This is a genomic window from Chitinimonas viridis, from assembly GCF_030409555.1.
Classification (GTDB): domain Bacteria; phylum Pseudomonadota; class Gammaproteobacteria; order Burkholderiales; family Chitinimonadaceae; genus Chitinimonas; species Chitinimonas viridis.
Genome location: NZ_JAUFPU010000009.1, coordinates 65,554 through 92,229 on the forward strand (window position 1 = coordinate 65,554; position 26,676 = coordinate 92,229).

Annotated in this window: 21 protein-coding genes; 18 read left to right on the forward strand and 3 right to left on the reverse strand. The window is 60.2% G+C overall.

From position 1 onward, the window contains the following. The first annotated feature begins 113 nt into the window (after positions 1-113). From QWZ03_RS11610 to QWZ03_RS11675, 14 genes are all read left to right on the forward strand, one after another. Positions 114-842, forward strand: a complete 729-nt coding sequence (locus QWZ03_RS11610) for a GntR family transcriptional regulator (protein ID WP_290332865.1) — start codon at positions 114-116, stop codon at positions 840-842. A 208-nt stretch (positions 843-1,050) separates the two neighbouring features. Next, entirely contained in the window at positions 1,051-1,425 is a 375-nt protein-coding gene (sdhC, locus tag QWZ03_RS11615; RefSeq protein WP_284196284.1) for a succinate dehydrogenase, cytochrome b556 subunit, read from the forward strand. Beyond that, entirely contained in the window at positions 1,419-1,766 is a 348-nt protein-coding gene (gene sdhD, locus QWZ03_RS11620) for a succinate dehydrogenase, hydrophobic membrane anchor protein (protein ID WP_284196283.1), read from the forward strand. Before sdhC ends, sdhD begins: the two co-directional genes overlap by 7 nt. After that, a complete protein-coding gene (sdhA, locus tag QWZ03_RS11625) occupies positions 1,766-3,535 on the forward strand; it encodes a succinate dehydrogenase flavoprotein subunit (RefSeq protein ID WP_290332866.1) in 1,770 nt (589 codons plus the stop codon). The genes sdhD and sdhA overlap by 1 nt, the downstream gene beginning before the upstream one ends. A 26-nt stretch (positions 3,536-3,561) precedes the next feature. Beyond that, a complete protein-coding gene (locus QWZ03_RS11630; protein WP_308447025.1) occupies positions 3,562-4,257 on the forward strand; it encodes a succinate dehydrogenase iron-sulfur subunit in 696 nt (231 codons plus the stop codon). Then, positions 4,258-4,521: an FAD assembly factor SdhE gene (locus QWZ03_RS11635; protein ID WP_284196280.1), complete on the forward strand. Its 264-nt coding sequence runs from the start codon at positions 4,258-4,260 to the stop codon at positions 4,519-4,521. It abuts the gene before it with no gap. Positions 4,522-4,604: 83 nt separating this feature from the next. Beyond that, positions 4,605-5,897 carry a citrate synthase gene (gene gltA / locus QWZ03_RS11640; RefSeq protein WP_284196279.1) on the forward strand — a complete coding sequence of 431 codons (1,293 nt, stop codon included), beginning with the start codon at positions 4,605-4,607 and terminating at the stop codon, positions 5,895-5,897. A 123-nt stretch (positions 5,898-6,020) separates the two neighbouring features. Next, positions 6,021-8,843, forward strand: coding sequence for a 2-oxoglutarate dehydrogenase E1 component (locus QWZ03_RS11645; RefSeq protein ID WP_290332867.1), 2,823 nt, complete (start codon positions 6,021-6,023; stop codon positions 8,841-8,843). An 87-nt stretch (positions 8,844-8,930) separates the two neighbouring features. Next, entirely contained in the window at positions 8,931-10,157 is a 1,227-nt protein-coding gene (gene odhB, locus QWZ03_RS11650) for a 2-oxoglutarate dehydrogenase complex dihydrolipoyllysine-residue succinyltransferase (RefSeq protein ID WP_290332868.1), read from the forward strand. Positions 10,158-10,282: 125 nt separating this feature from the next. Continuing rightward, on the forward strand, positions 10,283-11,719 hold the full coding sequence (gene lpdA / locus QWZ03_RS11655) for a dihydrolipoyl dehydrogenase (protein WP_290332869.1): 1,437 nt from the start codon (positions 10,283-10,285) through the stop codon (positions 11,717-11,719). A gap of 96 nt (positions 11,720-11,815) precedes the next feature. Continuing rightward, positions 11,816-12,988 (forward strand): ADP-forming succinate--CoA ligase subunit beta, encoded by a 1,173-nt coding sequence (sucC, locus tag QWZ03_RS11660; RefSeq protein ID WP_284196275.1) that lies wholly within the window; start codon positions 11,816-11,818, stop codon positions 12,986-12,988. A gap of 27 nt (positions 12,989-13,015) precedes the next feature. Further along, entirely contained in the window at positions 13,016-13,903 is an 888-nt protein-coding gene (gene sucD, locus QWZ03_RS11665; RefSeq protein WP_290332870.1) for a succinate--CoA ligase subunit alpha, read from the forward strand. Between the two features lie 213 nt (positions 13,904-14,116). Then, a complete protein-coding gene (locus QWZ03_RS11670; protein WP_290332871.1) occupies positions 14,117-16,018 on the forward strand; it encodes a metallophosphoesterase in 1,902 nt (633 codons plus the stop codon). A gap of 545 nt (positions 16,019-16,563) precedes the next feature. Continuing rightward, a complete protein-coding gene (locus QWZ03_RS11675; protein ID WP_290332872.1) occupies positions 16,564-17,751 on the forward strand; it encodes an HD-GYP domain-containing protein in 1,188 nt (395 codons plus the stop codon). A 4-nt stretch (positions 17,752-17,755) separates the two neighbouring features. Here the strand turns inward: QWZ03_RS11675 and QWZ03_RS11680 are convergent, their stop codons facing one another. Further along, positions 17,756-19,927: a putative bifunctional diguanylate cyclase/phosphodiesterase gene (locus QWZ03_RS11680; RefSeq protein ID WP_290332873.1), complete on the reverse strand. Its 2,172-nt coding sequence runs from the start codon at positions 19,925-19,927 to the stop codon at positions 17,756-17,758. Positions 19,928-20,179: 252 nt separating this feature from the next. Here QWZ03_RS11680 and QWZ03_RS11685 point away from each other — a divergent pair, with 252 nt between their 5' ends. Continuing rightward, the gene (locus QWZ03_RS11685) at positions 20,180-20,647 is read left to right on the forward strand and encodes a thioredoxin family protein (protein ID WP_290332874.1); all 468 of its coding nucleotides are present in this window, start codon (positions 20,180-20,182) and stop codon (positions 20,645-20,647) included. Positions 20,648-20,775: 128 nt separating this feature from the next. Further along, positions 20,776-21,069, forward strand: coding sequence for a hypothetical protein (locus QWZ03_RS11690; RefSeq protein ID WP_290332875.1), 294 nt, complete (start codon positions 20,776-20,778; stop codon positions 21,067-21,069). A 23-nt stretch (positions 21,070-21,092) separates the two neighbouring features. Here the strand turns inward: QWZ03_RS11690 and QWZ03_RS11695 are convergent, their stop codons facing one another. Further along, complete coding sequence (locus QWZ03_RS11695) at positions 21,093-23,072, reverse strand: O-linked N-acetylglucosamine transferase, SPINDLY family protein (protein ID WP_290332876.1); 1,980 nt, start codon at positions 23,070-23,072, stop codon at positions 21,093-21,095. Between the two features lie 136 nt (positions 23,073-23,208). Then, entirely contained in the window at positions 23,209-24,672 is a 1,464-nt protein-coding gene (gene guaB / locus QWZ03_RS11700) for an IMP dehydrogenase (RefSeq protein ID WP_290332877.1), read from the reverse strand. Between the two features lie 196 nt (positions 24,673-24,868). Here guaB and QWZ03_RS11705 point away from each other — a divergent pair, with 196 nt between their 5' ends. Next, positions 24,869-26,044 (forward strand): patatin-like phospholipase family protein, encoded by a 1,176-nt coding sequence (locus QWZ03_RS11705; protein ID WP_284196266.1) that lies wholly within the window; start codon positions 24,869-24,871, stop codon positions 26,042-26,044. 22 nt (positions 26,045-26,066) lie between these two features. Further along, the gene (locus QWZ03_RS11710; RefSeq protein ID WP_290332879.1) at positions 26,067-26,675 is read left to right on the forward strand and encodes a hypothetical protein; all 609 of its coding nucleotides are present in this window, start codon (positions 26,067-26,069) and stop codon (positions 26,673-26,675) included. Position 26,676: the final 1 nt, after the last annotated feature.

A 26,676-nucleotide genomic window follows, 5' to 3' on the forward strand; every position in this document is an offset into this window, starting at 1 on the left:
GGTTGAAGGGTGACTTTGTTGCATTGCAATCTTGTGTCTTATATAAGACCGGGATGGACAGCGGCGCGGCGGTGGCGTATAAAGCGCGAAATCCCGCTTCCCGCGAGTCGTCCATGTCCGCAGCATCCGGCCGTCACCCGGCCGAACTCCCAGGTCGCCAGCCTCTGTACACGCAAGTGCGCGGGCGCATCCTTGCAGGCATAGAGCAGGGCGAGTGGGATGCCGGGTCGGCCTTGCCCAGTGAGTTTGAATTGGCTGACCGCTTTGGCGTCAGCCAGGGAACGGTGCGCAAGGGGCTCGACAGCTTGGTGGGTGAGGGCGTGCTGGTGCGCCGCCAGGGGCTGGGAACCTTCATTGCCCAGGCGCAGGACGACTGGGGGCGGGCGGGATTGCCGGGGTCGGACCGGGCGCTCGAAACCTCGGTGGAACTGCTTGCCTGCGCCCGCAGCAATGCCGGCGATGAGCCTGCTGCAGCATTGGGATTGCGGCGCGGTGCCATCCTGATCGCGGTCAAGCGACTGGTCAGGGTGTCGGGTGAGCCCTATGCGGTGATCGAAAGTTTTGTGCCGGCAGAGCGCTTCGATGGCTTGGACGCTCGCCGTATCAAGCAGGCCAATTGCAATTTGCGAACCGTCTGGTGGCGTGAATTCGGCTTGCGCGTGGTATCCAATCCGCCGCAGTTCAGAGCGGGGCTGGCAGGGCGCGAGGAGGCCAGATTGCTGGGGGTCGAGGTCGATAGCCCTGTCCTGGAAGTGGCAAGGACCGCGGGTGGTTTGAGTAGTACGCCGGTGGAATGGTCGGTGTTGCGTTGCCGCACCGATCATTACGTCTATCGTGTCTGATATGACACGGTAATGTAGTCGGGACGGTTTTATAAAGGCCAAGCTGGACGGTAATGGCAAATCCGTTTGCTACAATCGAAAGGCTTTGCCACAGGCGTTGCTGCACTGGCCGGTTTTGCCGGTGCCGACAGCGCCACCCGCGGGTACTGCCGCGGGGCAACGGTGCAGCGGCTTGCACTGTGACTCAAACAAAATAAGGAATCGCGTCATGGAGAAAAAACGGCCCAAGCATCTTGATCTCCCGAAGATCAGGCTGCCTATCCCGGGCATCATCTCGATCCTGCATCGTATCAGCGGTGTGGTCCTGTTCCTCGCCATCCCGGTGGTGCTCTGGCTACTGCATGGCTCGCTCTCCAGCGAGACGCAGTTCGATGCCTTCAAGTCCTTCATCGCCTATCCGGTGGTCAAGCTTGCCTTGATTGGTCTGCTGTGGGCCTATCTGCATCATGCCTGCGCCGGCATCCGTTTTCTCTTCCTGGACGTGCACAAGGGCCTGGAGCTCGAGACTGCGCGTAATACTGCCAAGGCTGTGCTGGTTGTCAGCCTGGCGCTTACCGCCATCATCGGAGGTGTCCTGTGGTAAATCGCCATGTCGTCGGCGCGCACTATGGTTTGCGCGACTGGTTGTTGCAACGCGTTACCGCCGTGGTGATGCTGGTTTACACCGTAGGCCTGCTGGCCTTCCTAATCTTGGCCGCGGGTGCCAGCTACGATAGCTGGAAAGCGTTGTTCGCCTGCACCTGGGTGCAGGTGCTGAGCACCGTCACTATCCTCGCCTTGCTGCTGCACGCCTGGGTTGGCGTGCGTGATATCTGGATGGACTATGTCCAGCCTCTGGGGCTGAGGCTGACCCTGCATGTGCTGACCATCCTGTATCTGATCGGTAGCTTTGTTTATGCAGTTAAAGTGGTGTGGGGTGTCTAATGGCGAACGTCGCTAAACGTCAATTCGATGCAGTGATCGTGGGTGCTGGCGGTGCCGGCATGCGCGCAGCATTGCAGCTTTCCGAAGCCGGCCTCAAGACGGCCGTGCTATCCAAGGTTTTCCCTACCCGCTCGCACACCGTGGCGGCGCAAGGGGGCATTTCCGCTTCGCTGGGCAACGTCCAGGAAGACAAGTGGGAATGGCATATGTACGACACGGTCAAGGGTTCCGATTGGCTGGGTGACCAGGATGCCATCGAATTCATGTGCAAGACTGCACCTGAGGCGGTGATCGAGCTGGAACACTTTGGCATGCCGTTTGACCGGGTGGAATCGGGCCGCATCTATCAGCGCCCCTTCGGCGGCCATACTGCCAACTTCGGCGAGAAGCCGGTGCAGCGCGCCTGTGCCGCTGCCGACCGCACCGGCCACGCGCTGCTGCATACCCTGTACCAGCGCAATGTGCGCGCTAATACCCAGTTCTTCGTCGAATGGATGGCGCTGGACCTGATTCGCGATGCCGATGGCGACGTGGTGGGCGTGACCGCGCTGGAGATGGAAACCGGTGAAGTCTATGTGTTGCATGCCAAGGCAGTGCTGTTTGCCACCGGCGGGGCAGGGCGTATCTATGCGGCCTCCACCAATGCCTTCATCAATACCGGCGATGGCCTGGGCATGTGTGCCCGTGCCGGTATCCCGCTGGAAGACATGGAATTCTGGCAGTTCCACCCGACTGGGGTGGCCGGTGCAGGCGTGCTGATCACGGAGGGTGTGCGCGGCGAGGGCGGTATTCTGCTCAATGGCAATGGCGAGCGCTTCATGGAGCGCTATGCGCCCACGCTGAAGGATCTGGCGCCGCGCGACTTCGTGTCGCGCTGCATGGCGCTGGAAGTGCTGGAGGGACGTGGTGCCGGCAAGAACAAGGATCATGTGCTGCTCAAGCTGGATCACCTGGGCCCGGAGGTGATCAATCACCGCCTGCCGTCCATCCGCGAAATCGCCATCAAGTTCGCTGGTGTCGATCCCATCAAGGAACCGATCCCGGTCATTCCGACCACTCACTACCAGATGGGTGGTATCCCTACCAATTACCTTGGCGAGGTGATGGTGCCCAAGGGCGACAACCCGGAAGTGCGTGTCAATGGCTTCTATGCTGCGGGCGAGTGTGCCTGTGCATCGGTGCACGGCGCCAACCGCCTGGGTACCAATTCGCTGCTGGATCTGGTGGTGTTCGGCAAATCGGCCGGCGACAGCATGATCGACTTCATCAAGCGCGAGCGTCCGGTGCACAAGCCGCTGCCGGAGAACGCCGCCGACTACAGCCTTTCGCGCATTGCCCGCCTGGAAAACCAGACCGGCGGCGAAGAGGTGAACGACGTGCGTAGCGCGATGCAGAAGACCATCCAGCTGCGTGCCGGTGTGTTCCGCAATAGCGAGAACATGGCCTTGGGCGTGAAGGAAATCGCCGAGGTGGCCGAGCGTGCCAAGCGCACCCAGATCAAGGACAAGTCCAAGGTCTGGAACACCGCCCGTATCGAAGCGCTGGAATTGGACAACCTGATCGAGGCCGCCGTGGCGACCATGATCGCCGCCGATGCCCGCAAGGAATCCCGTGGCGCTCATTCGCACGATGACTTCCAGAAGCGTGATGACGACAACTGGATGAAGCACTCGTTGTTCTTCAACCATGACCGTCACCTCGATTACAAGCCGGTGCATACCAAGCCGCTGACTGTCGACTACATTCCGCCCAAAGAACGTACCTTCTGAGCGCGCGCCGGAGAACCAACATGAAGATGCAATTCAAGATCTACCGTTACAACCCGGACGTCGACGCCAAGCCTTATATGCAGGATTGCGAAGTCGAGCTGGAGCCTACCGACAAGAAGCTGCTGGATGCGCTGGTACGCCTGAAGGTGGTGGACGACACGCTGTCGTTCCGTCGCTCCTGCCGCGAAGGCGTATGCGGTTCCGATGCCATGAACATCAATGGCAAGAACGGCCTGGCCTGCGTGACCGATGTGGCTGGCCTCAAGCAGCCGGTTGAAATCCGTCCCTTGCCTGGCCTGCCGGTCATCCGCGATCTGATCGTGGATATGACCCAGTTCTTCAAGCAATACAATTCCATCAAGCCCTACGTGATCAACGACACGCCGCCGCCTTCGCATGAGCGGCTGCAGAGCCCCAAGGATCGCGAGGAGCTGGATGGTCTGTACGAGTGCATCCTGTGTGCCTGCTGCTCGACCTCCTGCCCGTCGTTCTGGTGGAATCCGGACAAGTTCGTCGGCCCGGCTGGCCTGCTGGCTGCCTATCGCTTTATTGCCGATACCCGCGATACCGCCACCAATGAGCGGTTGGATAATCTGGAAGACCCGTACCGGCTGTTCCGTTGCCACTCCATCATGAACTGCGTGGATGTGTGCCCCAAGCACCTCAACCCCACCAAGGCCATAGGCAAGATCAAAGAGCTGATGGTGAAACGGATAGCCTAAGTGACCTATACCCAAGCGGACAAGAACCGACTCCGCTGGCGTTCCCGCCGGGGTCTGCTGGAACTTGATCTCGTGTTTGAACTCTTTCTCGAACACGATTTTGATCAGCTGACCCCTGCGGAGTTGGACGTCTACCAAGACTTGTTGATGCTGCCGGACATTGATCTGCTAGAACTGGTGGATGGCAAAACCGACACCACCGATGACCGCCTCGTTCCTATCCTGACGCGGTTGCGGCACTGGCAAGTCGCCAAGAAACAATAATAATGCGCTTAGTTCGAGGGCCGGGAAGGGCGTAATAAGCGGCCTTCTCTGCTTCACCCGACATTCAATCAGGAGCATTTTCCATGGCTGAAGCCTCCAAAGTAACGCTCTCTTACAACGACGGCCAAAACAGCGTCGAACTGCCCGTGCTCAAGGGCACCCTGGGCCCCGATGTGGTCGATATCCGCGCCTTCGGCAAGACCGGCATGTTTACCCATGACCCCGGCTTCCTGTCGACTTCCAGCTGCGAATCCAAGATCACCTTCATCGATGGTGACCTGGGCCAGCTCTACTACCGCGGCTACCCCATTGAACAGCTGGCAGAAAAGAGCGACTACCTGGAAGTCTGCTATCTGTTGCTGAACGGCGAACTGCCGACCAAGCAGCAGAAGGAGCAGTTTGATTACACCGTCATGCGCCACAATATGCTGCATGACCAGATCCACAATTTCTTCCGTGGTTTCCGTCGCGATGCCCACCCCATGGCCGTGATGGTCGGTGTGGTCGGCGCCTTGTCGGCCTTCTACCATGACTCGCTGGACATCAATGATCCGCGCCACCGCGAAGTGGCGGCCTTCCGCCTGATCGCCAAGGTGCCGACCATTGCCGCTCAGGCTTATCGTTACAACAAGGGGCTGCCGCTGAGCTATCCCAAGGCGGGCCTGAGCTACGCCGAGAACTTCCTGTACATGATGTTCTCGACCCCGGTCGCCGAGTACACGGTCAACCCGATCACCGCTCGCGCCCTGGACCGTATCTTTACCCTGCATGCCGATCACGAGCAGAACGCCTCCACCTCGACGGTGCGTCTGTCGGGCTCGTCGGGTGCTAACCCGTTTGCCTGTATCGCTGCCGGTATCGCCTGCCTGTGGGGCCCGTCGCACGGCGGCGCCAATGAGGCCGTGCTGAAGATGCTGGATGAAATCGGTGATGTCTCCAAGGTTGCCGACTTCATGCAAGGCGTGAAGGACAAGCGCTACAAGCTGATGGGCTTTGGCCATCGCGTGTACAAGAACATGGATCCGCGTGCAGCCATCATGCGCGAGACCTGCCATGAAGTGCTGAACGAACTGGGCCTGCACGATGACCCCAAGTTCAAGCTGGCCATGGCGCTGGAAAAGATCGCTCTGGAAGACCCATACTTCATTGAGCGCAAGCTGTACCCGAATGTGGACTTCTACTCGGGCATCGTGCTGAGCGCCATCGGCATTCCGGTTTCCATGTTCACGCCGATCTTTGCCCTGGCACGTACCGTGGGCTGGATCTCGCACTGGAGCGAGATGATCGCTGATCCGACCATGAAGATCGGTCGTCCGCGTCAGCTCTATACCGGTGCACCGCGTCGCGATTACATCGATATCGAGAAGCGCGGCTAAGTACCGCAATACGCGCCCGGTTCCTTGGAATCGGGCGCGTATTTGCAGCTCTACCGAATTACCCAGTTTGTCGAAATCGTCTCGCCCAAGCGAAAAGCAAAAAACGCCATAGGCCACATCACCATGATGCAAGCATTCCAAGCCCAGTCCCACTTGTTCGGCGGCAATGCGCCGTTCATCGAGGACCTGTATGAGCAGTACCTCGCCGATCCACTCGCCGTGGAGCAGGAATGGCGGGACTATTTCGACAAGCTGCAGCAACAGCCCGGCAATACCGATCGCGACATTCCACGCGCCGCCATCGAAGAGTCATTCGTGCAGATGGCCAAGCAGCCACGCGTTGGCGGCATCTCCGCCGCCGCCCAGCAGGAGGCCATGAAGAAGCAGGTGGCCGTGCTCAAGCTGATCTCGGCCTACCGGGTCCTGGGCGTGCGTTATGCCTCGCTTGATCCGCTCAAGCGCCTGGACCAGCAGCCTTTGGTTGAGCTGGATCCGGCCACCCATGGCTTGTCTGATGCCGACATGGCGCTGACCTTTGACTGTGGCAGCCTGATCGGCCCCGAGCGCGATACCCTGGCCAACATCCTGGCGCGCCTGAAGCAGACCTACTGCGGCAGCATCGGCCTGGAATACATGCACATCACCAACTCGACGGAGAAGCGCTGGATACAGGAGCGTTTTGAGTCGACGCGCTCCACCCCCAGCTTCAACCGCGACAAGAAGCTGCGCATCCTCAAGCAGATCACCGCTGCCGAAACGCTGGAACGTTATCTGCACACCAAGTACGTGGGCCAGAAGCGCTTCTCGCTGGAGGGCGGTGAAAGCATGATCGCTGCGCTGGATCATCTGGTGCAGACCTCGGGCGAGCATGGCGTGCAGGAGATGGTAATCGGCATGGCCCACCGTGGCCGCCTGAATGTACTGGTCAACACCCTGGGCAAGCAGCCGCGCGACCTGTTCTCGGAGTTCGAGGGCAAGTACAGCTACGATCTGCCCTCGGGCGACGTGAAGTACCACATGGGCTTCAGCTCCGACATCCCCACACCAGGTGGTGCCGTGCACGTCTCCCTGGCCTTCAACCCTTCGCACCTGGAGATCGTCAATCCGGTGGTGGTGGGGTCGGCTCGTGCCCGTCAGCAGCGCCGTGGCGACCGCACCGGTGGCCAGGTGATGCCGGTGCTGCTGCATGGCGATTCGGCCTTTATCGGCCTGGGTACCAACCAGGGTACCTTCAACCTGTCGCAGACCCGTGGCTACGGCGTCGGCGGCACGGTACACATCGTCATCAACAACCAGATCGGTTTCACCACCAGCGACACGCGTGATACGCGCTCCTCGCTGTACTGTACCGATATCGCCAAGATGATCGAAGCACCGATCTTCCACGTCAATTCCGACGACCCTGAGGCTGTCTGCTTCGTGGTGCAGGCCGCGCTGGACTTCCGCCGGCAGTTCCGCCGCGACGTGGTGATCGATCTGGTTTGCTTCCGCAAGCTGGGCCACAACGAGGGCGATGACCCAATGTTGACCCAGCCCATGATGTACAAGAAGATCGCCAAGCACCCCGGCACCCGCAAGATGTACGCCGATCGCCTGGTGACCGAGGGTCTGTTGAGTGCAGATGAAGCCGATGGCTTGATCAAGGCCTATCGTGCCGCCCTGGACAAGGGTGAGCATGTGGAGCAGACCACGCTGACCGATTTCAAGCGCAGCTTTGCCATTGATTTTGGCGCGTTCAAGGGCACCCACTGGGCGCACCCGACCGATACCACCCTCAGCGCTGCCGAGATCGGCCGTCTGGCCGACAAGGCGACCAAGACCCCCGAGGGCTTCAAGCTGCACCCGACCGTGGACAAGGTGCTGGCTGCACGTCGTGACATGGCTGCCGGCAAGCAGAATATGGACTGGGGCATGTCTGAAATCCTGGCCTATGGCTCGCTGCTGGAAAAGGGCTACGGCGTACGTATTTCGGGCGAGGATTCGGGCCGGGGTACGTTCAGTCATCGCCATGCCGTGCTGCACGATCAGAACCGCGAGAAGTGGGATGACGGCGCCCACGTGCCCTTGCGCAACCTGAGTGAGAACCAGGGGCACTTCCTGGTGATCGACTCCATCCTGAACGAAGAGGCCGTGCTGGCCTTTGAATATGGCTACAGCTCCTCAGCACCGGATGAACTGGTGATCTGGGAAGCCCAGTTCGGCGACTTCGCCAACGGCGCGCAGGTGGTGATTGACCAGTTCATCACCTCGGGCGAGACCAAGTGGGGTCGGTACTGCGGCCTGACCATGATGCTGCCGCACGGTTACGATGGCCAGGGCCCGGAGCATAGCTCGGCTCGCCTGGAGCGCTACCTGCAGATGTGTGCCGAGCACAATGTGCAGATCGTCATGCCGTCGGAAGCCAGTCAGATGTTCCACGTGCTGCGTCGTCAGCAACTGCGTCCGTACCGCAAGCCGCTGATCATCTTCATGTCCAAGCGTCTGTTGCGCTACAAGGACTCGATGAGCCCGCTGGAGGCCTATACCAATGGCAGCTTCCGCCCGGTGATTGCCGATCCGGACAGCCCGGACGCCAAAAAGGTGAAGCGCGTGGTGGTGTGTTCCGGCCAGGTTTATTACGACCTCGCCAATGCCCGCAAGGAGCGCGAACAGAAGGATGTCGCCATCGTTCGCGTCGAGCAGCTCTATCCCTTCCCCACGGATGAACTCAAGGCCGAGCTGGGTAAGTACAGCGCTGCCAAGGAAATCATGTGGGTGCAGGAAGAGCCGAAGAACCAGGGCGCATGGCACCAGATTCGGCATCGGCTGGAAGCCTGTATGTCGGCCAAGCAAGCCTTGCTGTACGCTGGCCGTCCGTCGTCTGCCTCGCCAGCGGTGGGCTATATGAGCAAGCACACTGCGCAGCTCAAGGCCTTCCTGGACGAAGCCATGACGGTAAGCAAGTAAACCGATCTGTAGGGGCGGCCACCAGGGTGGCCGCCCATTGAATTATCAACATCCCAAGCCAGGCTATTCCCAACGGAGCCGAAAAACATGCTGATCGAAGTCAAAGTCCCCCAACTGCCCGAGTCCGTCTCCGAAGCCACCCTGGTTTCCTGGAAGAAGAAGGTCGGCGATTACGTCGAGCGCGACGAAAACCTGATAGACCTCGAGACCGATAAGGTCGTGCTGGAACTGCCGGCACCGCAAGCCGGTGTGATCGTCAGCCTGGTGAAGGGCGATGGCGCCACCGTGGTGAGCCAGGAACTGATCGCCACCATCGATACCGAAGCCAAGGCCGGTGCTCCTGCGCCTGCAGCCACGGCAGCGGCGCCAGCCGCACCCGAAGCCAGCCGCGTTGCCGCAGCCGCTGCTGCAGCGGGTGTGCCCGAAAACGCCATCGGCTTTGGTACCGCCGTGATGCCGGCTGCCAAGAAGGCAGCTGCCGATGCCGGTATCGATGCCAGCAAGATTGCCGGTTCGGGCCGTGATGGCCGCGTGCTGAAGGAAGATGTGGTAGCAGCTGCCGCCAAGCCGGCTGCCAAGGCCTCCGCCCCAGCCGTTGCCGTACCGGCAGGCGACCGCTCCGAGCAGCGTGTACCGATGAGCCGCCTGCGCCAGCGCGTGGCCGAGCGCCTGATCGAATCGCAATCGACTGCTGCCATCCTCACCACCTTCAATGAAGTGAACATGAAGCCGGTGATGGACCTGCGCAACCGCTACAAGGACCGTTTCGAGAAGGAGCACGGCATCAAGCTGGGCTTCATGGGTTTCTTCGTGAAGGCTGCTGTGCATGCGCTGAAGAAGTACCCCATCGTGAACGCCTCGGTAGATGGTAGCGATATTGTCTACCACGGCTATTACGACATCGGTGTGGCCGTGGGTAGCCCGCGTGGTCTGGTGGTGCCGGTGATACGCAATGCCGATCAGCTGAGCCTGGCCCAGATCGAGAAGCAGATTGCCGACTTTGGCAAGCGTGCGCAGGAAGGCAAGCTGACCATGGAAGAGCTGAGTGGCGGTACCTACACCATCTCCAATGGCGGCACCTTTGGTTCCATGATGTCCACCCCCATCATCAACCCACCGCAATCGGCCATCCTGGGCATGCATGCCACCAAGGAGCGTGCCGTGGTGGAAGAGGGCGTCGTGGTGGTTCGCCCCATGATGTATCTGGCCCAGTCCTACGATCACCGCATCATCGACGGCCGTGAAGCCGTGTTGAGCCTGGTGGCCATCAAGGAAGCCATCGAAGACCCAGCCCGCCTGCTGCTGGATATCTGATGCGCCAGGGCGAGGCGCAAGCGCGGGACACCGTCCTGCCTTGCCCCTCGCGGTAATGCAACACAGCGCCGGACATGATGCGTATTCCATGCCCGGCGCCCAACACCTCACATAGGTTCTGAACCATGTCCCAACAATTCGACGTTGTCGTTATCGGTGGTGGCCCTGGCGGCTATGTGGCCGCCATTCGTGCCGCCCAACTGGGCTTCAAGACTGCATGTATCGATGCCACCAGCAGTGCTGATGGCAAGCCCAGCCTGGGCGGTACCTGCCTGAACGTAGGTTGCATCCCTTCCAAGGCACTGCTGCAATCGTCCGAGAACTACCATCACGCTGTCCACAGCTTTGCCGATCACGGCATCAGCACTGGCGCGGTCAAGATGGACGTGACCCAGATGCTCAAGCGCAAGGAAGAAATCATCGCCAAGAACACCGGCGGTATCGCCTTCCTGTTCCGCAAGAACAAGGTCACCTCTTTCCACGGTACCGGCAGCTTCAAGGGTAGGAACGGCGACAAGTACGTGCTGGAAGCCAAGCTGGCCGACGGCAAGCTGGAAGCGATCGAGGCGACCCATGTGATCGTGGCAACAGGCTCCAGCGTGCGCCAGCTGCCCGGTGTGACCATAGACAACAAGCTGGTGCTCGATAACGAAGGCGCGCTGGCTATCCCGGCCGTGCCTAAGCGTCTTGGCGTGATTGGCGCCGGCGTGATTGGCCTGGAAATGGGTTCGGTATGGAAGCGCCTGGGCGCTGATGTGACCGTGCTGGAAGCCATGCCCACCTTCCTGGGCGCGGCTGACGAGCAGGTAGCACGCGAGGCGCTGAAGTTCCTGACCAAGGAAACCGGCCTGGTCATCAATACCGGTGTCAAGATCGGCGAGATCAAGGTCAGCAAGAAGGACGTGACGGTGAACTACACCGACGCGGCCGGTGCTGAGCACAAGGTGGTGTACGACAAGCTGATCGTTTCCATCGGTCGGGTGCCCAATACTGCAGGCCTGAATGCCGATACCGTTGGCCTCAAGCTTAACGAGCGTGGCCAGGTTGAAGTGAACGACGACTGCCAGACCAGCCTGCCCAATGTCTGGGCTATTGGCGATGTGGTACGCGGCCCCATGCTGGCGCACAAGGCGTCGGAAGAAGGCGTGGCCGTGGCCGAGCGCATTGCCGGCCAACATCCGCACGTCGATTTTGGCACCGTGCCCTGGGTGATCTACACCAGCCCCGAGATTGCCTGGGTAGGCAAGACCGAGCAGCAGCTCAAGACTGAAGGCGTGGAATACAAGAAGGGCCAGTTCCTGTTCTCGGCCAACGGCCGTGCGCTGGCGCTGGGCGAAGCCAAGGGCTTCGTGAAGATGCTGGCCGACAAGAAGACTGATCGTATCCTGGGCGTGCACATCGTTGGCCCTTACGCTTCCGAGTTGATTTCGGAAGCCGTGGTGGCCATGGAATTCTCGGCCAGTTCGGAAGATATCGCCCGTATCGTCCATGCCCATCCGTCGCTGTCCGAGGCCTTGCATGAGGCTGCTCTGGGCTGCGATGGCCGGACGCTGCATAGCTGATTACGTGTGAGGGGTGGGGAGCAAGGCGTGAGTTGTTGCACGCTGCGCTTTTCTCCTCACGCCTCACTCCTCACACCTTAGACAAAGGAAGTTGCAATGAACCTCCACGAATACCAAGCGAAAGACCTGCTGGCCAAATACGGCCTGCCGGTTCAAAAGGGCATCCTGGCCACCACGCCGGAAGAAACCGCCAACGCCTTCCGTTCCATGGCTGGCAAGTTTGCTGTTGTGAAGGCCCAGGTACACGCTGGCGGCCGCGGCAAGGCCGGTGGCGTGAAGGTGGTCAAGAGCGCCGACGAAGCTGCCGATGTGGCCAAGTCGCTGCTGGGTAAGCGCCTGGTGACCTACCAGACGGACGCCAAGGGCCAGCCTGTCAACAGCCTGCTGGTGTGTGAAGACATGTACCCCGTACAGCGTGAGCTGTACCTGGGCGCCGTGGTGGACCGCTCCACCCGTAGCATCGTGTTCATGGCCTCGACCGAAGGTGGCGTGGAGATCGAAGAAGTCGCCCACAACACCCCCGAGAAGATCATCAAGACCGTGGTTGACCCGCTGGTCGGCCTGCAGCCTTACCAGGCTCGCGAAACCGGTTTTGCCCTGGGTCTCGACGATACCCAGATCAAGCAGTTCACCGGCTTGATGATGGGTGCCTACAAGGCATTCGTTGAAAACGATTTCGCCCTGTTCGAAATCAATCCACTGGCCATCCGTGGCAATGGCGAGCTGTGCTGTGTGGATGCCAAGATCGGCATCGACAGCAATGCCGCCTTCCGCCTGCCATCCATCGTGGCACTGCGTGACAAGTCGCAAGAGAATGACCGTGAACTGAAGGCTTCCGAGTTCGACCTGAACTATGTGGCGCTGGAAGGCAATATCGGCTGTATGGTCAACGGTGCGGGCCTGGCCATGGCGACCATGGACATCATCAAGCTCAAGGGCGGTCAGCCAGCCAACTTCCTGGACGTGGGCGGCGGCGCCACCAAGGAGCGCGTGATCGAAGCCTTCAAGTTGATCCTGGCCGATGAGTCGGTCAAGGGCGTGCTGATCAACATCTTCGGTGGCATCGTCCGTTGCGACATGATTGCCGAGGCCATTATCGCTGCCGTGAAGGAAGTGAACGTGACCGTACCGGTCGTGGTTCGCCTCGAAGGCAACAATGCGGAGCTGGGCGCCAAGATTCTGGATGAATCCGGCCTCAAGCTGACTTCGGCCCAAGGCCTGAATGATGCTGCCGAGAAGATCGTGGCTGCCGTCAAGGCCGTTGCCTAATCACCCGCACGAACAAAGGAAAAAACCATGAGCGTTTTGGTTAACAAAGATACAAAAGTGCTGGTGCAGGGCTTTACCGGCAAGAACGGTACCTTCCACGCCGAGCAGGCGCTGAAGGTAGGCACCAAGGTTGTTGGCGGTGTGACCCCGGGCAAGGGCGGCAGCAGCCACCTGGGCCTGCCGGTGTTCAATACCATGCGCGATGCCGCCCGTGAGACCCAGGCAGATGCCTCGGTGATCTACGTGCCGGCACCGTTTGCCAAGGATTCCATCTTGGAAGCCATCGACGCTGGTGTAAAGCTGGTGGTTTGCATCACCGAAGGCGTGCCGACGATAGACATGCTGTACGTCAAGCGTGCCGTGGATGAAGCCGGTATTCGTCTGATCGGCCCGAACTGCCCCGGTGTCATCACCCCGGGTGAGTGCAAGATCGGCATCATGCCTTGGCACATCCACAACCCTGGCCGCATCGGTATCGTGTCGCGCTCCGGCACCCTGACCTACGAAGCCGTGGCACAAACCACCGCCCTGGGCCTGGGCCAGTCCACCTGTATCGGCATTGGTGGCGACCCCATCCCCGGCACCAGCCATATTGATGCACTGAAGCTGTTCCAGGACGATCCGGACACTGACGCCATCATCATGATCGGTGAAATCGGTGGTTCGGCTGAAGAAGAGGCCGCTGAGTTTGCCAAGGCCTATGTGACCAAGCCAGTCGTGGGCTACATTGCCGGTGTGACTGCCCCCAAGGGCAAGCGCATGGGCCATGCTGGCGCCATCATCTCCGGCGGCAAGGGTACGGCAGAAGAGAAGTTTGCTGCCTTCGAGAAGGCAGGTATTGCCTACACCCGTAGCCCGGCCGAGATCGGCAAGACCATGTTCGATCTGCTGAAGAGCAAGGGCATGATCAAGTAAGCCTGATCAAGCCGCGGTAGACAGACGCCACCTTCGGGTGGCGTTTTGTTTTTGGTGCAGTGCTATCTTGTATCGTTGTGTTTGCGTTGCGGCCTGCCGTGCGCTAACAAAAAGCAGACTTATAACAATGGGGGAAGACACATGGGCGATTACAACTATGGCCTTGGCGCACCGCCACATCGCCGATGGCCTGTGGCCTGGTATAACCCAGCCGTGTTGTTACGCTCTGCCCGCGAGATTGTGTCCACGGCCGACCAGAACCGCAATCTGGACCGGCGCGAGCTATACAGTGGCGACTTCGCTGCCTTCGACGCAACAAGCCTGGCGGAGGACGATACATTCTGGTGGGATTTCGTCTCAGATACCGGCGATAGCGGCAATGCTACCTACACGGTGGCCAAGGCGGTGCTGGCGCCGGAGATGCCGCTGCCAGGCGCTGATGCATTGCGCTTGCCGGCTGGCAGGCTGCTGGTTCTGGGGGGCGATATGGCCTATCCCGGTGCTGGCACCGAGGAGTACCAGTACCGTTTCAATGAGATGTGGGAGGCAGCGAGGCCTGCGCAGGACGAAGCGCGACGGACTGTGCTGGCGATCCCGCAGAATCATGACTGGTTCGACAATATCTCCAGCTTTCAGCGGCATTTCGTCGACGATCATGACGATGGCTTCCTAAACGCCCATACGCCACAGTCGCGCAGCTACTTTGTGGCACGGCTACCTCACGGCTGGTGGTTATTTGGCCTGGATTTCGCCTTGCTGGGGGATCTGGATCGCGAGCAGTACGAGGTGCTGCGGGACCTGGTGCGTACACAGGTTCAGACCGGGCAGAACGTGATACTGCTGTACCCGGAACCGTATTGGACCCGCCCCCTGGGCGATGCCGCCCGACCCGGCTATGCCAAGCGCTACCAGCGGCTGGAGGCGCTGCTGCTGGCACAGGGGGCACGCGTACGTCTGCGTCTGGCAGGGGATCTGCATCACTATGTCAGGGAAACCGCCGCGCAAGGCGAGGGTGGCCTGGACTTTGATGATGCGCTGATTACCTGTGGTAGCGGCGGCGCTTTTCTGCACCCCACGCACGCACGCAAGACTTCGCAGGCTAAGCGCATGTGCCTGGAGGTGGACGAGCAGGCCATGACCGACGACCTGCGTCAGCGCGTCAGGGTAGGGACGGTAGACACGCCCGATGCAGCGGAACTGCGCGGCTATCAGGCTCAGTGCAGCTACCCCGATCCAGCCCAGAGTCGTTGCCTGTCCTGGCGCAACTGGCGGGCCTTGTTTCAGTCTGCCGGTGGCCTGCACTGGTCAGAATTGCTGGAGAGCCCGGCTGCGCTGTGGCAGAACATCGTGCAGGGCAATATGTTGTTTCCCTTGCTGCTGGGCGTGCTGTATTGGGCTGCGGTCTATTGCAACGCCTTTGTTTTCTCCCATTCCTTCCATGCCGACGGTTTCCTGCCACCTGCGGCGTTTGCCAGGCTGGACTATGGATCGTTTCTGGCATTGTGGGTGAAGGCGCTGTTCTTCAGCCCGCTGGCGTTTGCCGTGCATGCCGTGCTGCTGGTGCTTTGCTGCGCCATTGCCAGAGAGGACGGGCCCAGGGTGGGGGTGTTGACCGGTGTGCCCCACGCCCTGTTGCATATGTTCTGGGCGGCCAGCCTGTACTGGCTGCTGAGCCGCTATGGGCAATTCCACCTTCTGGCCGGCAGCGTGGCCGCGCCGCGCTATCCCTGGGCAGATGTGGCCAGCATGGGTACCGCCTTGTGCCACTATTTGCTGCCTGTCCTGGCGGGCTTGCTCAAGGGCGCCATGCTGATCGTGCTGGGCGCTGCCATAGGCGGGCTGACCTTTGGCTGCTACTTTGCCCTGATGGCACGCTGTGGCTATCTGGGCAACAATGCCTTTTCACCCCTGGCCTGGCAGGGTTACAAGGGTTTCCTGCGTTTCTGTATCGATGCCCAAGGCAATCTGCATGGCTATATGTTGGGCACGGACCAAGTACCGCAACGCTGGCAAGCTAACCCGGATGCTGCGGCAAAGCGACCCATCTGGGTAGAGGCGGCGGGGCAGAAGGCACCGGAGTGGCGCGTGTGTGACCAGTTCATGCTGCGTCGCTAGAGTTGGGCAAGTATCTGAATTAACGTGAGATTTGTGGTACTTGCGTGCTGTTTTCCTGCTTGCTGGTGTTGGATTGGTTTGTTTATGCCATACCATTTTGACTAAGTGGTGTTGGCCATATCTGCCGTTCGTCGGCTGCCTTAAAATTAGGCAGTCTTTCCATATCAGCAAATAAGATATTTCTGTAGCTTGCCGACTTTGCTAGGGAAAACCCGCATAGATGGGCTTTGCTAGCGTCGGCGGATGACTGGAGGACGCATACGCCCCTGGGGTACTGGATATCCATCCTGTCGTGACGCGACGGTGGCGCTCCCGATAACCTTGCTTTCCCGGTCACGCAGCGCTGCCCGTGAAAATATCGCCTTATATGCCCTGAGTGTGGGGCGCCGATATTTGTCATCCGCGTCTTGCTTGGCCTGGGGGTTGAGGCTGTTGGAGGGTTCCGGCAAGGAGGAATTCAGCGCCATGCAGAACAAGCCGCTTGCAAAGGATACGGCGTGGGGAATGCGCGAGTTCGGCCCTCCGATATACAGATCGGACAGGCCTTGAAATGGGATGTTTGCGATAGCAATGGGCGCTTGCTGCTGAGCAAGGGCCACGTCATCAGCAGTGATGGTCAGCTGGACAGGCTGGTGCGGGTTGGGCTTTATGCCGATGCGGAAGCACTGGCACGTACGCGGGCCGAAGGACCGACCGAGCCTATTAAGCCACCCTCGGTGACGGCAACTCTGGCCGTGGCGCGCAAGAAGCTGGATTACCTGGTGGGCAATGTCGAGCAGGTGATACGGCAAGGCGTGTTCCTTCGGGGGATTGAAGAGATCACCCAGCATATCGATGCCGCCTGCAGCCATGATCAGAACGTGGCCATGGCCATGGTGCTGTTGCGCCAGGAGGGACGCTATGCAACCCGCCACATGATCAATGTGGCGACGGTGGTGCGCCTGGTTGCCCGCGCCATGAATATGCCCAAGGACAGGGAAGGCTCGGTGGTAGCGGCTGCGCTGACCATGAATCTGGCCATGGCGGACTACCAGGATGAACTCAAACAGCAGGCGGAACCGCTGACGCCCACCCAGCGCGCCCGGCTAGACAGGCACCCGCTGGAAGCGCGCGAACTGCTGCTGCGTGCCGGGGTGACGGACCCGCTCTGGTTGACTGCCGTCGAACAGCATCATGAGCATTTTGATGGGTCGGGCTATCCAGGCAGATCACGTTGCATCGTCGAGGCTCAGCTACTGTGCCTCGCAGATGTCTTCTGTGCCCGTATTGTGCCCTGTGCCTATCGCCCTGCAGTCGCCTCCAATGTGGCGCTGCGGGGCATCTTGCTGGAGCGCGGCAAGGCATTCGATCCCACCGTTGCTGCCGTCTTTATCAAGACCCTGGGCATATACCCACCGGGTATGCTGGTACGCCTGGTCAGTGGTGAAGTCGGTGTGGTGTTGCAGCAGGGCAGCAATGCGCAGCAACCGGCGGTGGCGACCTTCATCAGCCCCCAGGGCACACCCACCAGCCTGATACTGCGCCGAGATACCAGCCAGGATTCCTATGCCATTGCTGCCGCCATCGACCCCAAGTCGTTCTCAGCCTATGTCAATATGGAGGCGATCTGGGGCGCCACGGCGGCGGCCCATGGGCCGGAAGCCCATAGTCGCGCCAAGCACGCCGTGCGCGTAGCCGCGGCATTGAGCGCCAATGCGGCCGTGGAACATGGCCGTCCTGGGCTGGCTGCCTGATGCACTAGGCAGGATGCTGCGGGCCGGCATCCTTGACCAGAGCAATGAAATCGCTCTGCGCCATGGGTTTATGGAAGTAAAAACCCTGGTACTCACCTATGCCCAGCTGGCTCAATACCGCCAGTTGGCTACGGCTCTCAAGTCCCTCGGCCACGGTCTCCATATCCAATGCGCGGCACAGATCCACGATGCCAGCCAATAGCTTGGCCGAGCGCTCGTCACGATCGATGTCGTGCAGGAAAGCCCGGTCTATCTTGATCACGTCAAAGGGTAGGTCGCGCAGGTAGCTGAGCGAGGAGTAGCCTGTACCAAAGTCGTCCAGCGCCAGCACGAAGCCATGCGCCTTGAGGGTATGCAGCAGCAAGCCGGTGACCTGCTTGCTGTCGAGAAAGGCGGATTCCGTCAGCTCTATCTGTATACACATCGGCGAGATATCTGCTTCCCGGCAGGCCGACAGTAGCACTTGCTCCAGTTGCGGATCCCGTATCTGCAGGGGTGAGAGATTGATGGCGACCGAGATCTGCTGGCCAGTCTGTTGCAATTGCCTGGCCAGCAGGGCGGCTTCCCGTATGGCCTGATGGCCTATGGTGAGAATGATGCCAGTCTCCTCGGCAATGGGAATGAAGCTGACGGGTGAAACGGCGCCGAACTCCTTGGTTGTCCAGCGCACCAGCAACTCGCAACCCACTACTCGGCCATCGGCTTTCACCTTGGGTTGGGCTACAAAGGTAAGCTGGCTGCGCTCGGCAGCCTGCCGCAAAAGGCTGGTGAGTTTGATACGGCTCAGTGCGTCGCTATCCAGCTCGGGCCGATAGCGGTCTACCCGGTCCCGCCCGCTTTGTTTGGCGGCATACATGGCCGAATCGGCATGGCGCAGTAGCGTGCCCGAGTCGTAGCCATCCTGCGGTGCCAGGGCTATGCCTATGCTGGCGCTCACGCTCACCTGGTGCCCTCTGACAGATATAGGCATGCGCATGGCCTCAAGCAGGCGTGCGGTCAGTTCTTCCAATTGCCGCATGGATGCCGTATCACCCAGCATGGCGACAAACTCATCACCCCCCCAGCGCGCCAGCGTGTCGGCGGGTGACAGCATGGTGAGCAGCCGGCCAGCCACAATTTGCAGCAATTCATCGCCTGCCTCATGTCCCAGCGAGTCATTGATGCGCTTGAACCCATCCAGGTCTATGAACAATACGGCGAGCGGGTTGTACTCGCTGGCATGAGGCAGGCGCAGTTCCAGTTCCTCCTGAAAGGCATTGCGATTGGGTAGCTGGGTCAGCGCATCCTGTCTGGCCATGCGCTCCAGCGCTTTGACTGCTTGCTTGCGCTCACGTATGTCACGCAAGGTGGCAATCAGGTAGGGCGCGCTGCCGTTACTTGAGGCAAAGCTGCTGATGCTGATCTCCACCGGCAGTTGTTGTTCATGGGTCAGTTGCAGCAAGCTTTCTGCCTGGGCGTGTCCCAAGCGCTGCAGCCGTCTGAGCATGGTATCGGGCAGGTCAACAAAGCGACTCAGTGATTCGCCCACCAACTGATGGAGCTTTAGCTTGATCAGGTCAGTAAAGGCGCTATTGGTCTCGATGATCTGCCATTGTTCGGTCAGCACCAGCATGGCATCGCGCGAGCTGGCAAAGGCAGAGGCCATCAAGCGCAGCGACTCTTCGGCCTCGCGGTAGCGCGTAATATCCTTGACCGTACCGACCATCCGCAACGCCCGTCCCTCATCGCTGCGCGACACGGCTTGCCCGCGTATGCGGAGCCAGCGGATATTCCCCTCCATGCAGGCCCTGATGGAGATATCGACGGCATCTGCATTGCCGAGCACATGCATGCTCCAGGCGAGGCGCGCCTGTTCCAGGTCGTCTGCTTCCACGCGGGCAAAGCAATCCTGGCTATTGAGAACGACGATGTCGGGTGGATGGTTAGCGACGATGAAGGTCCGGATGGTAACGGTGTCAGACGCTGCCTCCCATTCCCAAATGGATTCTCCACTGGCCCATAGTGCCAGTTCCAACTGGTGCTGCGCCTCAGAGGCTAGCCGTAATGCTTCATAAAGATGCTGGCTGCCGCCCTCGCCAGGCGGGCGATCTGCAGCATGCTCGGTTGATAGCGGGTTGGCCAAGTGCTCGGGAATGATTGCGTCCTGATCGAGCGACGCTGACGGTAGGGTTGTCATAGCCGCTGAATGTTGCCAATGACATCAGCACACAGGCTTTGCGTGTACGCCAACATGGTTGCCTTGTACAACACTGTGATAGCCAGCAACCGCATGGCAGTTTCCTTGTACTTACGCCCCGTTTCTTGGTTATATGAGATAGGCGAGGCACCTGCCAGTACGGGGCGACCAACGTACTGTGCAGGTTTGGTAGCAGGACAATCACTGACGCGGTAATCTGTTTCGGTCTTTAATTTTTTGTCTGGTTACGTCATGAAGAAAATCAGCCTGCTCCTTGGTCTTTTACTCAGCCTGAACGTATACGCAGGAGAGCAACCTTATAACGAAGCCGCAGATGCCCGTGCCGACGTGAAGCAGGCGCTGATCGAGGCACGCAAGGCGCAGAAGCCTGTGCTGCTGGTGTTCGGCGCCAACTGGTGCAAGGATTGTGTCGCATTGGATACGGCCTTGAAGACCGAAAAGAATGCGGCCCTGATCGCCAAGGAATTCAAGGTGGTCAAGGTTGATGTGGGTCGCTTCGACAAGAATCTGGATATCGATACGGTTTATGGCAACCCGATCAAGAAGGGGATACCTGCCGTGGTTGTGCTGGCACCGGATCAGCGCGTGCTGTATGCCACCCGCGCGGGCGAACTGGCCAGTGCGCGCAGCATGAACGACGAGGGTGTGTATGGCTTTTTCCGCAATGTGGTGGAGCAGGCTGGCAAGCAGGGTAGCTAGTCCTAGGTGGCAGCCGCAGGCAGGCGGGGGACTCATGCACCCAGCACAACACGCCGCAGTGGCAAAGACTGGCGGGCTTGGCAATGGCAAAGCACCCGAGACAATGTCAGACCTTTCAGGCTAGGGGGTTGCCTGCCACCCACTGCGCCTTGTGTGGCCGCTTGCTGCCGGAAGGCACGACGGTAGACGAGCATCATCTGATACCGCGCAGCCTGGGTGGCAGGGAGACTGTGCGCCTGCACAAGATTTGCCATCAGACACTGCACGCAGTGTTTACCGAGCGCGAGCTTGCCGAGCATTTCCATACTGTGGAAAGGCTCCAGGCGCATGCGACGATTGCCAGCTTTCTCGCCTGGGTGCGCCGACGGCCACCCGAGTTCTACGACCGACCGCGCTTTAGCCAGGATCGGCGCGGGCGCTAGGCGCGGCTGGTCCGGTACTGGCGCTAAGGCAAATCGAACCCGGCTGGCGGCAAGCCAGCCAGCTGGCGTGCCCATATGGCCTCATAAGCGCGTTCCAACGCTGCAATGCTGGCCTGGCTGTCGAACAGGGGCCAGTTTTCCCGGTTGTCCGCCAGTCTGGCTCGCAATGCTGCCAATTGTCCCGGCTCGGTCGCGAGTTGGCGGGCCAGTGCCTGGTAGGTGGGCAAGGAGGTAGTGACCAGTTCAGGCAGGCCAATGGCTTGCAGGCAACTGGCGGCAACCCGACTGGCAAAGCTATCAGCCACACAGGTCAGCAAGGGTACACCTGCCCACAGGGCATCGCTGGCCGTGGTGTGAGCATTGCAGGGCAGGGTATCCAAGGCCAGGTCTGCCAAAGCCAGGCGTGCCAGGTGTTCGCCTTGGGCAAGGGGCGGTGCAAACACCAATCGGTCGGCGGCAACGCCGCGCTTGTGGGCTTCTTGTCGCAGTCTTTCGCAATTGTGGGGCGAGGTGGCCAGTAGCCATAACACGCTGCCGGGTACTTGCTGTAGCAACTGCATCCACAAGTCGAACATCGCTGGCAACAGTTTGTAGTGCTGGTTGAAGCAGCAGAAAACAAAACCGGTTTCAGGCAGGCCTACCGCTTGCCGGCCAGGGGCGGGGCTGGCGTTGGCTAGCCTTGCGTTGATCTGATAGCAGTGGGGTAGCCGGATCACCGCCTCGTTGTAGTATTGCTCGGCACCGGGCGGGATCACCCGTTTGTCGGCGATAAGGTAGTCGCACCAATTCGCGCCCAGCGTACCGGGATAGGCCAGGTAGTGCACCTGCACCGGTGCGGGTCGCCAGGCCATGACCTGGCTGCGGCTGTTGCGGGTCCAGCCTTTCAGGTCGATCAGGATATCAATCTCATCGTCTCGCAGGCGTTGCGCCAGCTGTTCGGCATCCAGCGTGTGTACCTGGGCGAAGTGGTCAAAGCTGTTGCTGATCTGGCCTCGCACGGCGGAGTTGTCATCCAGGCCATAGTCGTAGCCCCAGACCTCGAAGCGAGTGCGGTCGTGTCCGGCAAATAGGCCGGCAGTGAGCCAGCTGGTGGCATGGGCAAAGAAATCGGCTCCCACATAGCCCAGCCTGATGCGTTTGCCCGGTGTGACAGCGCGGCCAGGCAAGGGCTGCGGCGTATAGTGGCTGGCCCATCGCTGGGATATCTGCTGCTGCGTGGCTGGGTTGCTATCCACAGCCATATGCACGAATGGCGAGATGCGTGCGGTCTTGTCATGCTGCAAGGCGGTGCTCAGGCTGCCCAATTGCTGTGACAATCCATCCCATTCCAGCAGGTTCAGCCGCATATACAGGCTGCCCGAGATGGCATCGGCGTAATGCAGGCGGTGCCGCACAGCCTGGTCATAGGCGTGCATCGCTTCGGCATAGCGCCCTTGCTCCTGCAGAATGCTGCCGTAGTTTTTCCAGGCGACGGCGTAGCCAGGGTCCAGCTCTATGGCCAGCCTATAGTGTTGGCTGGCCGCATTCAGATCACCCGCCAAGTGGCGCAATGCGGCGTAATTGTTATGTGCCAGGGCCAGGTCGGGTGCCAGTGCCATGGCCTGCAGATAGGCTGCCTCGGCCGTTGCATTGTCACCGCGCTCATGGGCATTGACGCCTAGGTTGTTCCAGCCCTGGGCATAGTCGGGTTGTGTTTCAACAGCACGCCGATAGGCCTTGCCTGCCTCGGCGTGCTGACGCTGGCTACGGTAGAGGTTGCCCATATCAGTCAGGTAGGCGGCAGAGGCCCCCAGGCTATGCCGCTCCACCTTGGCCAGTGCAGCGGCCAACTCTTCAGCCTTGCCCCCCAGTTCTGCTAATTGTGCCTTGAACAGCCAGGCTTCGCGGTAATCAGGATGCTTCTCCAACACCATATTGCTGAAGTTCTCGGCAGCCAGTAGATCGCCGGCCTGACGGCGTTGGTGGGCAATGGCAAGCAGGGCTTGTGGTGTCAGCTGGGTCATGCAGGGGATTCTAGGGCCTACAGGACATGATTTCATCTACTGTAGCCCGCAGTGGCGCTGGCGGTGGCCCGGCGGCATGGCAGTAAGCAACAAAAAGCCCCCGACGCTGCGGGGGCTCTGTTGTCTGATCGAACGATCAATCCACGTGGTAGTTCGGTGCTTCCTTGGTGATCTGCACATCGTGGACATGCGATTCGCGAATGCCTGCCGAGGTGATCTCGACGAATTCGGCCTTCTCGTGCACATCGTTGATGGTGGCGCAGCCCAGGTAACCCATGGAGGAGCGCAGGCCGCCGACCAGTTGGTGGATCACGGCGGTCAGCGGGCCCTTGTAGGGGACGCGGCCTTCAATGCCTTCGGGTACCAGCTTGTCGGCATTGTTGACGTTGTCCTGGAAGTAGCGATCACTGGAGCCCTGCTGCATGGCGCCGAGCGAACCCATGCCGCGGTAGCTCTTGTAGGAGCGGCCCTGGAACAGCTCGACTTCACCGGGGGCTTCTTCGGTACCGGCAAACAAGCCACCCAGCATGACCAGGTTGGCGCCTGCTGCAATGGCCTTGGAGATATCGCCGGAGAAGCGGATGCCACCGTCGGCAATCAGCGGAATGCCCGTGCCCTTGAGGGCTTCGGCCACATTGGCCACGGCGCTGATCTGCGGTACGCCGACACCGGCCACAATACGGGTAGTGCAGATGGAGCCAGGGCCGATACCGACCTTGACTCCGTCGGCGCCAGCCTTGACCAGTGCCAGTGCCGCTGCAGCGGTGGCGATATTGCCGCCGATGACCTGGACCTGTGGAAAGTGTTGCTTGACCCAGCTCACACGGTCCAGCACGCCTTGGCTGTGACCGTGTGCAGTATCGACCACCAGCACGTCCACACCCGCTTCGACCAGCAGGGTAACCCGCTCATCGGTGTCGCCACCCACGCCTACCGCAGCGCCGACGCGCAGGCGGCCCAGGTTGTCCTTGGAGGCATTGGGGTGTTCCTTGGTCTTGATAATGTCCTTGACCGTCACCAGGCCACGCAGCTGGAAGCTGTCGTTCACCACCAGCACGCGCTCCAGTCGGTGGGTATGCATCAGCTCGCGAGCTTCGTCTATGCTGGCGCCTTCGCGCACGGTCACCAGACGATCCTTGGGGGTCATGATGCTGGATACCTTGGCATCCAGGCGTGTTTCAAAGCGCAGGTCGCGGTTGGTAACAATGCCGACTACCTGGCCATTGGCTTCCACGACTGGCAGGCCGGAAATGCGGTGCTGCCGGGTCAGGGCCAGTACATCGCGCACCAGCATATCGGGGGTGATGGTAACCGGGTCTTTGACCACGCCGCTTTCGTAGCGCTTTACCTTGCTGACTTCCTGCGCCTGTGCCTGCGGGTTCATGTTCTTGTGCACGATGCCGATGCCGCCTTCCTGTGCCATGGCAATGGCAAGGCGGGCTTCGGTAACCGTATCCATGGCGGCCGAGACGAGCGGAAGATTGAGGCGAATATCGCGCGTGAACTGCGTCGAGAGATCGACATCGCGCGGCAGGACGTTGGAATGAGCGGGGACGAGCAGGACGTCGTCGAAGGTCAGCGCTTTTTGAATGACACGCATGGCTAAGTCCTTGGCGGCAAAAATCGATTATACCCTAGTTCAATCAAACTTCCGATAGCGAGAGGGTGTTTGGTATATGCAGCTTTGCTGCAACGGTTTGTTTACGCTTTGTTGCGGCAACGCATACCGATGCGGTTGTCTTGCTCTATGCTTCAAATAGCCGGGTTAGACCCGCGCCTATAAGAATGAGGAGACCATGTCTGATACCCGCTCTCCATTGATTGGACTCATCATGTCCGGCGGCGGTGCCCGTGCCGCCTACCAGGTCGGGGTATTGCGCGCCGTCGCCAAGATGCTGCCGCACAATGCGCCCAATCCTTTCCAGATCATCTCCGGCACCTCGGCCGGCGGCATCAATGCAGCGTCCCTTGCATCAGGTAGCCATAATTTTCGCAAGGCGGTCTGCAAGCTGGAATTCGTCTGGAAGAATCTCAGCGTGGAGCATGTCTACCGCACCGATCTGCGGACCATGATAGGTAACTTCTTCCACTGGGTTGGACCGCTGTTCACCGGTGGTTTTGGCAAGTTCAATCCGAGATCGTTCCTGGATAACGCACCGCTGAATGATCTGCTGGACAAGCTGATTGACTTCAACGGTATCCAGTCCGCCATCGATGGCGGCCATCTACGGGCGCTCAGCATCACGGCATCGGGCTATAACTCGGGCCAGTCTGTGTCTTTCTTCCAAGCAGCTGAAGACATCAAAGGGTGGAACCGGGTGCAACGGGTGGGGACGCGTGCCCGCATCGAACTGCGCCATCTGCTGGCATCGGCTGCGATTCCCTTTGTGTTTCCCGCCGTGCAGATCAATCGGGAGTGGTTTGGTGACGGATCGGTACGCCAGGTGGCACCGATCAGCCCTGCGCTGCACCTGGGGGCAGAGAAGATACTGGTGATCGGTGTATCGCCAGCGCGGGAAGAACCGCTGGAGCGGCTGTATGCACCGGATTACCCCACGCTGGCGCAAGTGGCCGGGCACTTGATGAATAGCATCTTCATCGATGGCATGGAGGTGGACTTGGAGCGTATCGCCCGGGTCAACCGTACGCTCAGCTTTGTGCCGGAGGAAGTGAAGGGCCGCCGTGACGTACAACTGAGAGAGGTGGAGATGCTGATCATTTCACCCTCCAAGCCGCTGGAAACCATTGCATCACGCCATACAGCGCGGTTTCCCTGGACCATGCGCTTTGTCCTGGGTGGGTTGGGGGCGCTCAAGCGGCAGGGTTCGGTATTGGCATCCTATCTGCTGTTCCATCGTCGTTACGCCCGTGATCTGATCGAGCTGGGCTACACCGACGCCATGCGGCGGCGCGGCGACATCATCCGCTTTCTCGGCTATGATCCAGCGGCGTTGCCGCCCACAGAGGATTGATGCCGTGCCGAGGAGAGTTGCCGTGTTACGCCGCCCTTTGCTGTTGAGTCTGGTCCTGCTGCTGGCTGGCTGTTCCTTGATGCAGCGTCTGCGCGAGTCCATGCCCACACGGGCGCCAACCTTTGGCTCCGAAGAAGTCGCCCAGCCGGGCAAGACGGCCAAGCCGGTGGATCCGGTTGCCAATGTCAAACTGCTGCGTGCACCTGCAGACTGGGGGGAGCTAGCCCGTGAGGCGGCCTTGCGCATGTCGCAGCGTGCTTCGCAGGTCAAGGAGCTGGGCAGCCGAACCGTCTATGTGAATGAGCCTGCGCTGCCTACGCCGTTTGCCCGCGCCCTGCGGCAGTTCCTGCAGAGCGATCTGACCCAAATGGGCTTGAGCGTGGCACAGCGCAAGGAGAAGGGTGAAGTCTGGCTGGATGCGGAAGTGCAGTCCGTGCGTTTGAGCAGCGGCCTGCAGATCGTGGTGACGACGGCCATCAGTGACGGTAACCGCTTCCTGTTCCGGGAGACCGATGTCTATATGGTGAACCAGTCAGATGTCCGCCTCTATGATGAATCGATGCTGCCGCCACCCCCACAGCCTCCAGCTCCCCCAACGCCCACCAAGACCATGTCGGTGACGGGAGGGTGAG

Coding starts and splice junctions, on each gene's coding strand:
- lpdA (WP_290332869.1), top strand. CDS start 10,283: ATGTCCCAACAATTCGACGTTGTCGTTATCGGTGGTGGCCCTGGCGGC.
- gltA (WP_284196279.1), top strand. CDS start 4,605: ATGGCTGAAGCCTCCAAAGTAACGCTCTCTTACAACGACGGCCAAAAC.
- sdhA (WP_290332866.1), top strand. CDS start 1,766: ATGGCGAACGTCGCTAAACGTCAATTCGATGCAGTGATCGTGGGTGCT.
- QWZ03_RS11680 (WP_290332873.1), bottom strand. CDS start 19,927: ATGACAACCCTACCGTCAGCGTCGCTCGATCAGGACGCAATCATTCCC.
- QWZ03_RS11695 (WP_290332876.1), bottom strand. CDS start 23,072: ATGACCCAGCTGACACCACAAGCCCTGCTTGCCATTGCCCACCAACGC.
- guaB (WP_290332877.1), bottom strand. CDS start 24,672: ATGCGTGTCATTCAAAAAGCGCTGACCTTCGACGACGTCCTGCTCGTC.
- sdhC (WP_284196284.1), top strand. CDS start 1,051: ATGGAGAAAAAACGGCCCAAGCATCTTGATCTCCCGAAGATCAGGCTG.
- QWZ03_RS11685 (WP_290332874.1), top strand. CDS start 20,180: ATGAAGAAAATCAGCCTGCTCCTTGGTCTTTTACTCAGCCTGAACGTA.
- odhB (WP_290332868.1), top strand. CDS start 8,931: ATGCTGATCGAAGTCAAAGTCCCCCAACTGCCCGAGTCCGTCTCCGAA.
- QWZ03_RS11645 (WP_290332867.1), top strand. CDS start 6,021: ATGATGCAAGCATTCCAAGCCCAGTCCCACTTGTTCGGCGGCAATGCG.
- QWZ03_RS11610 (WP_290332865.1), top strand. CDS start 114: ATGTCCGCAGCATCCGGCCGTCACCCGGCCGAACTCCCAGGTCGCCAG.
- sucC (WP_284196275.1), top strand. CDS start 11,816: ATGAACCTCCACGAATACCAAGCGAAAGACCTGCTGGCCAAATACGGC.
- sucD (WP_290332870.1), top strand. CDS start 13,016: ATGAGCGTTTTGGTTAACAAAGATACAAAAGTGCTGGTGCAGGGCTTT.
- QWZ03_RS11705 (WP_284196266.1), top strand. CDS start 24,869: ATGTCTGATACCCGCTCTCCATTGATTGGACTCATCATGTCCGGCGGC.
- QWZ03_RS11630 (WP_308447025.1), top strand. CDS start 3,562: ATGCAATTCAAGATCTACCGTTACAACCCGGACGTCGACGCCAAGCCT.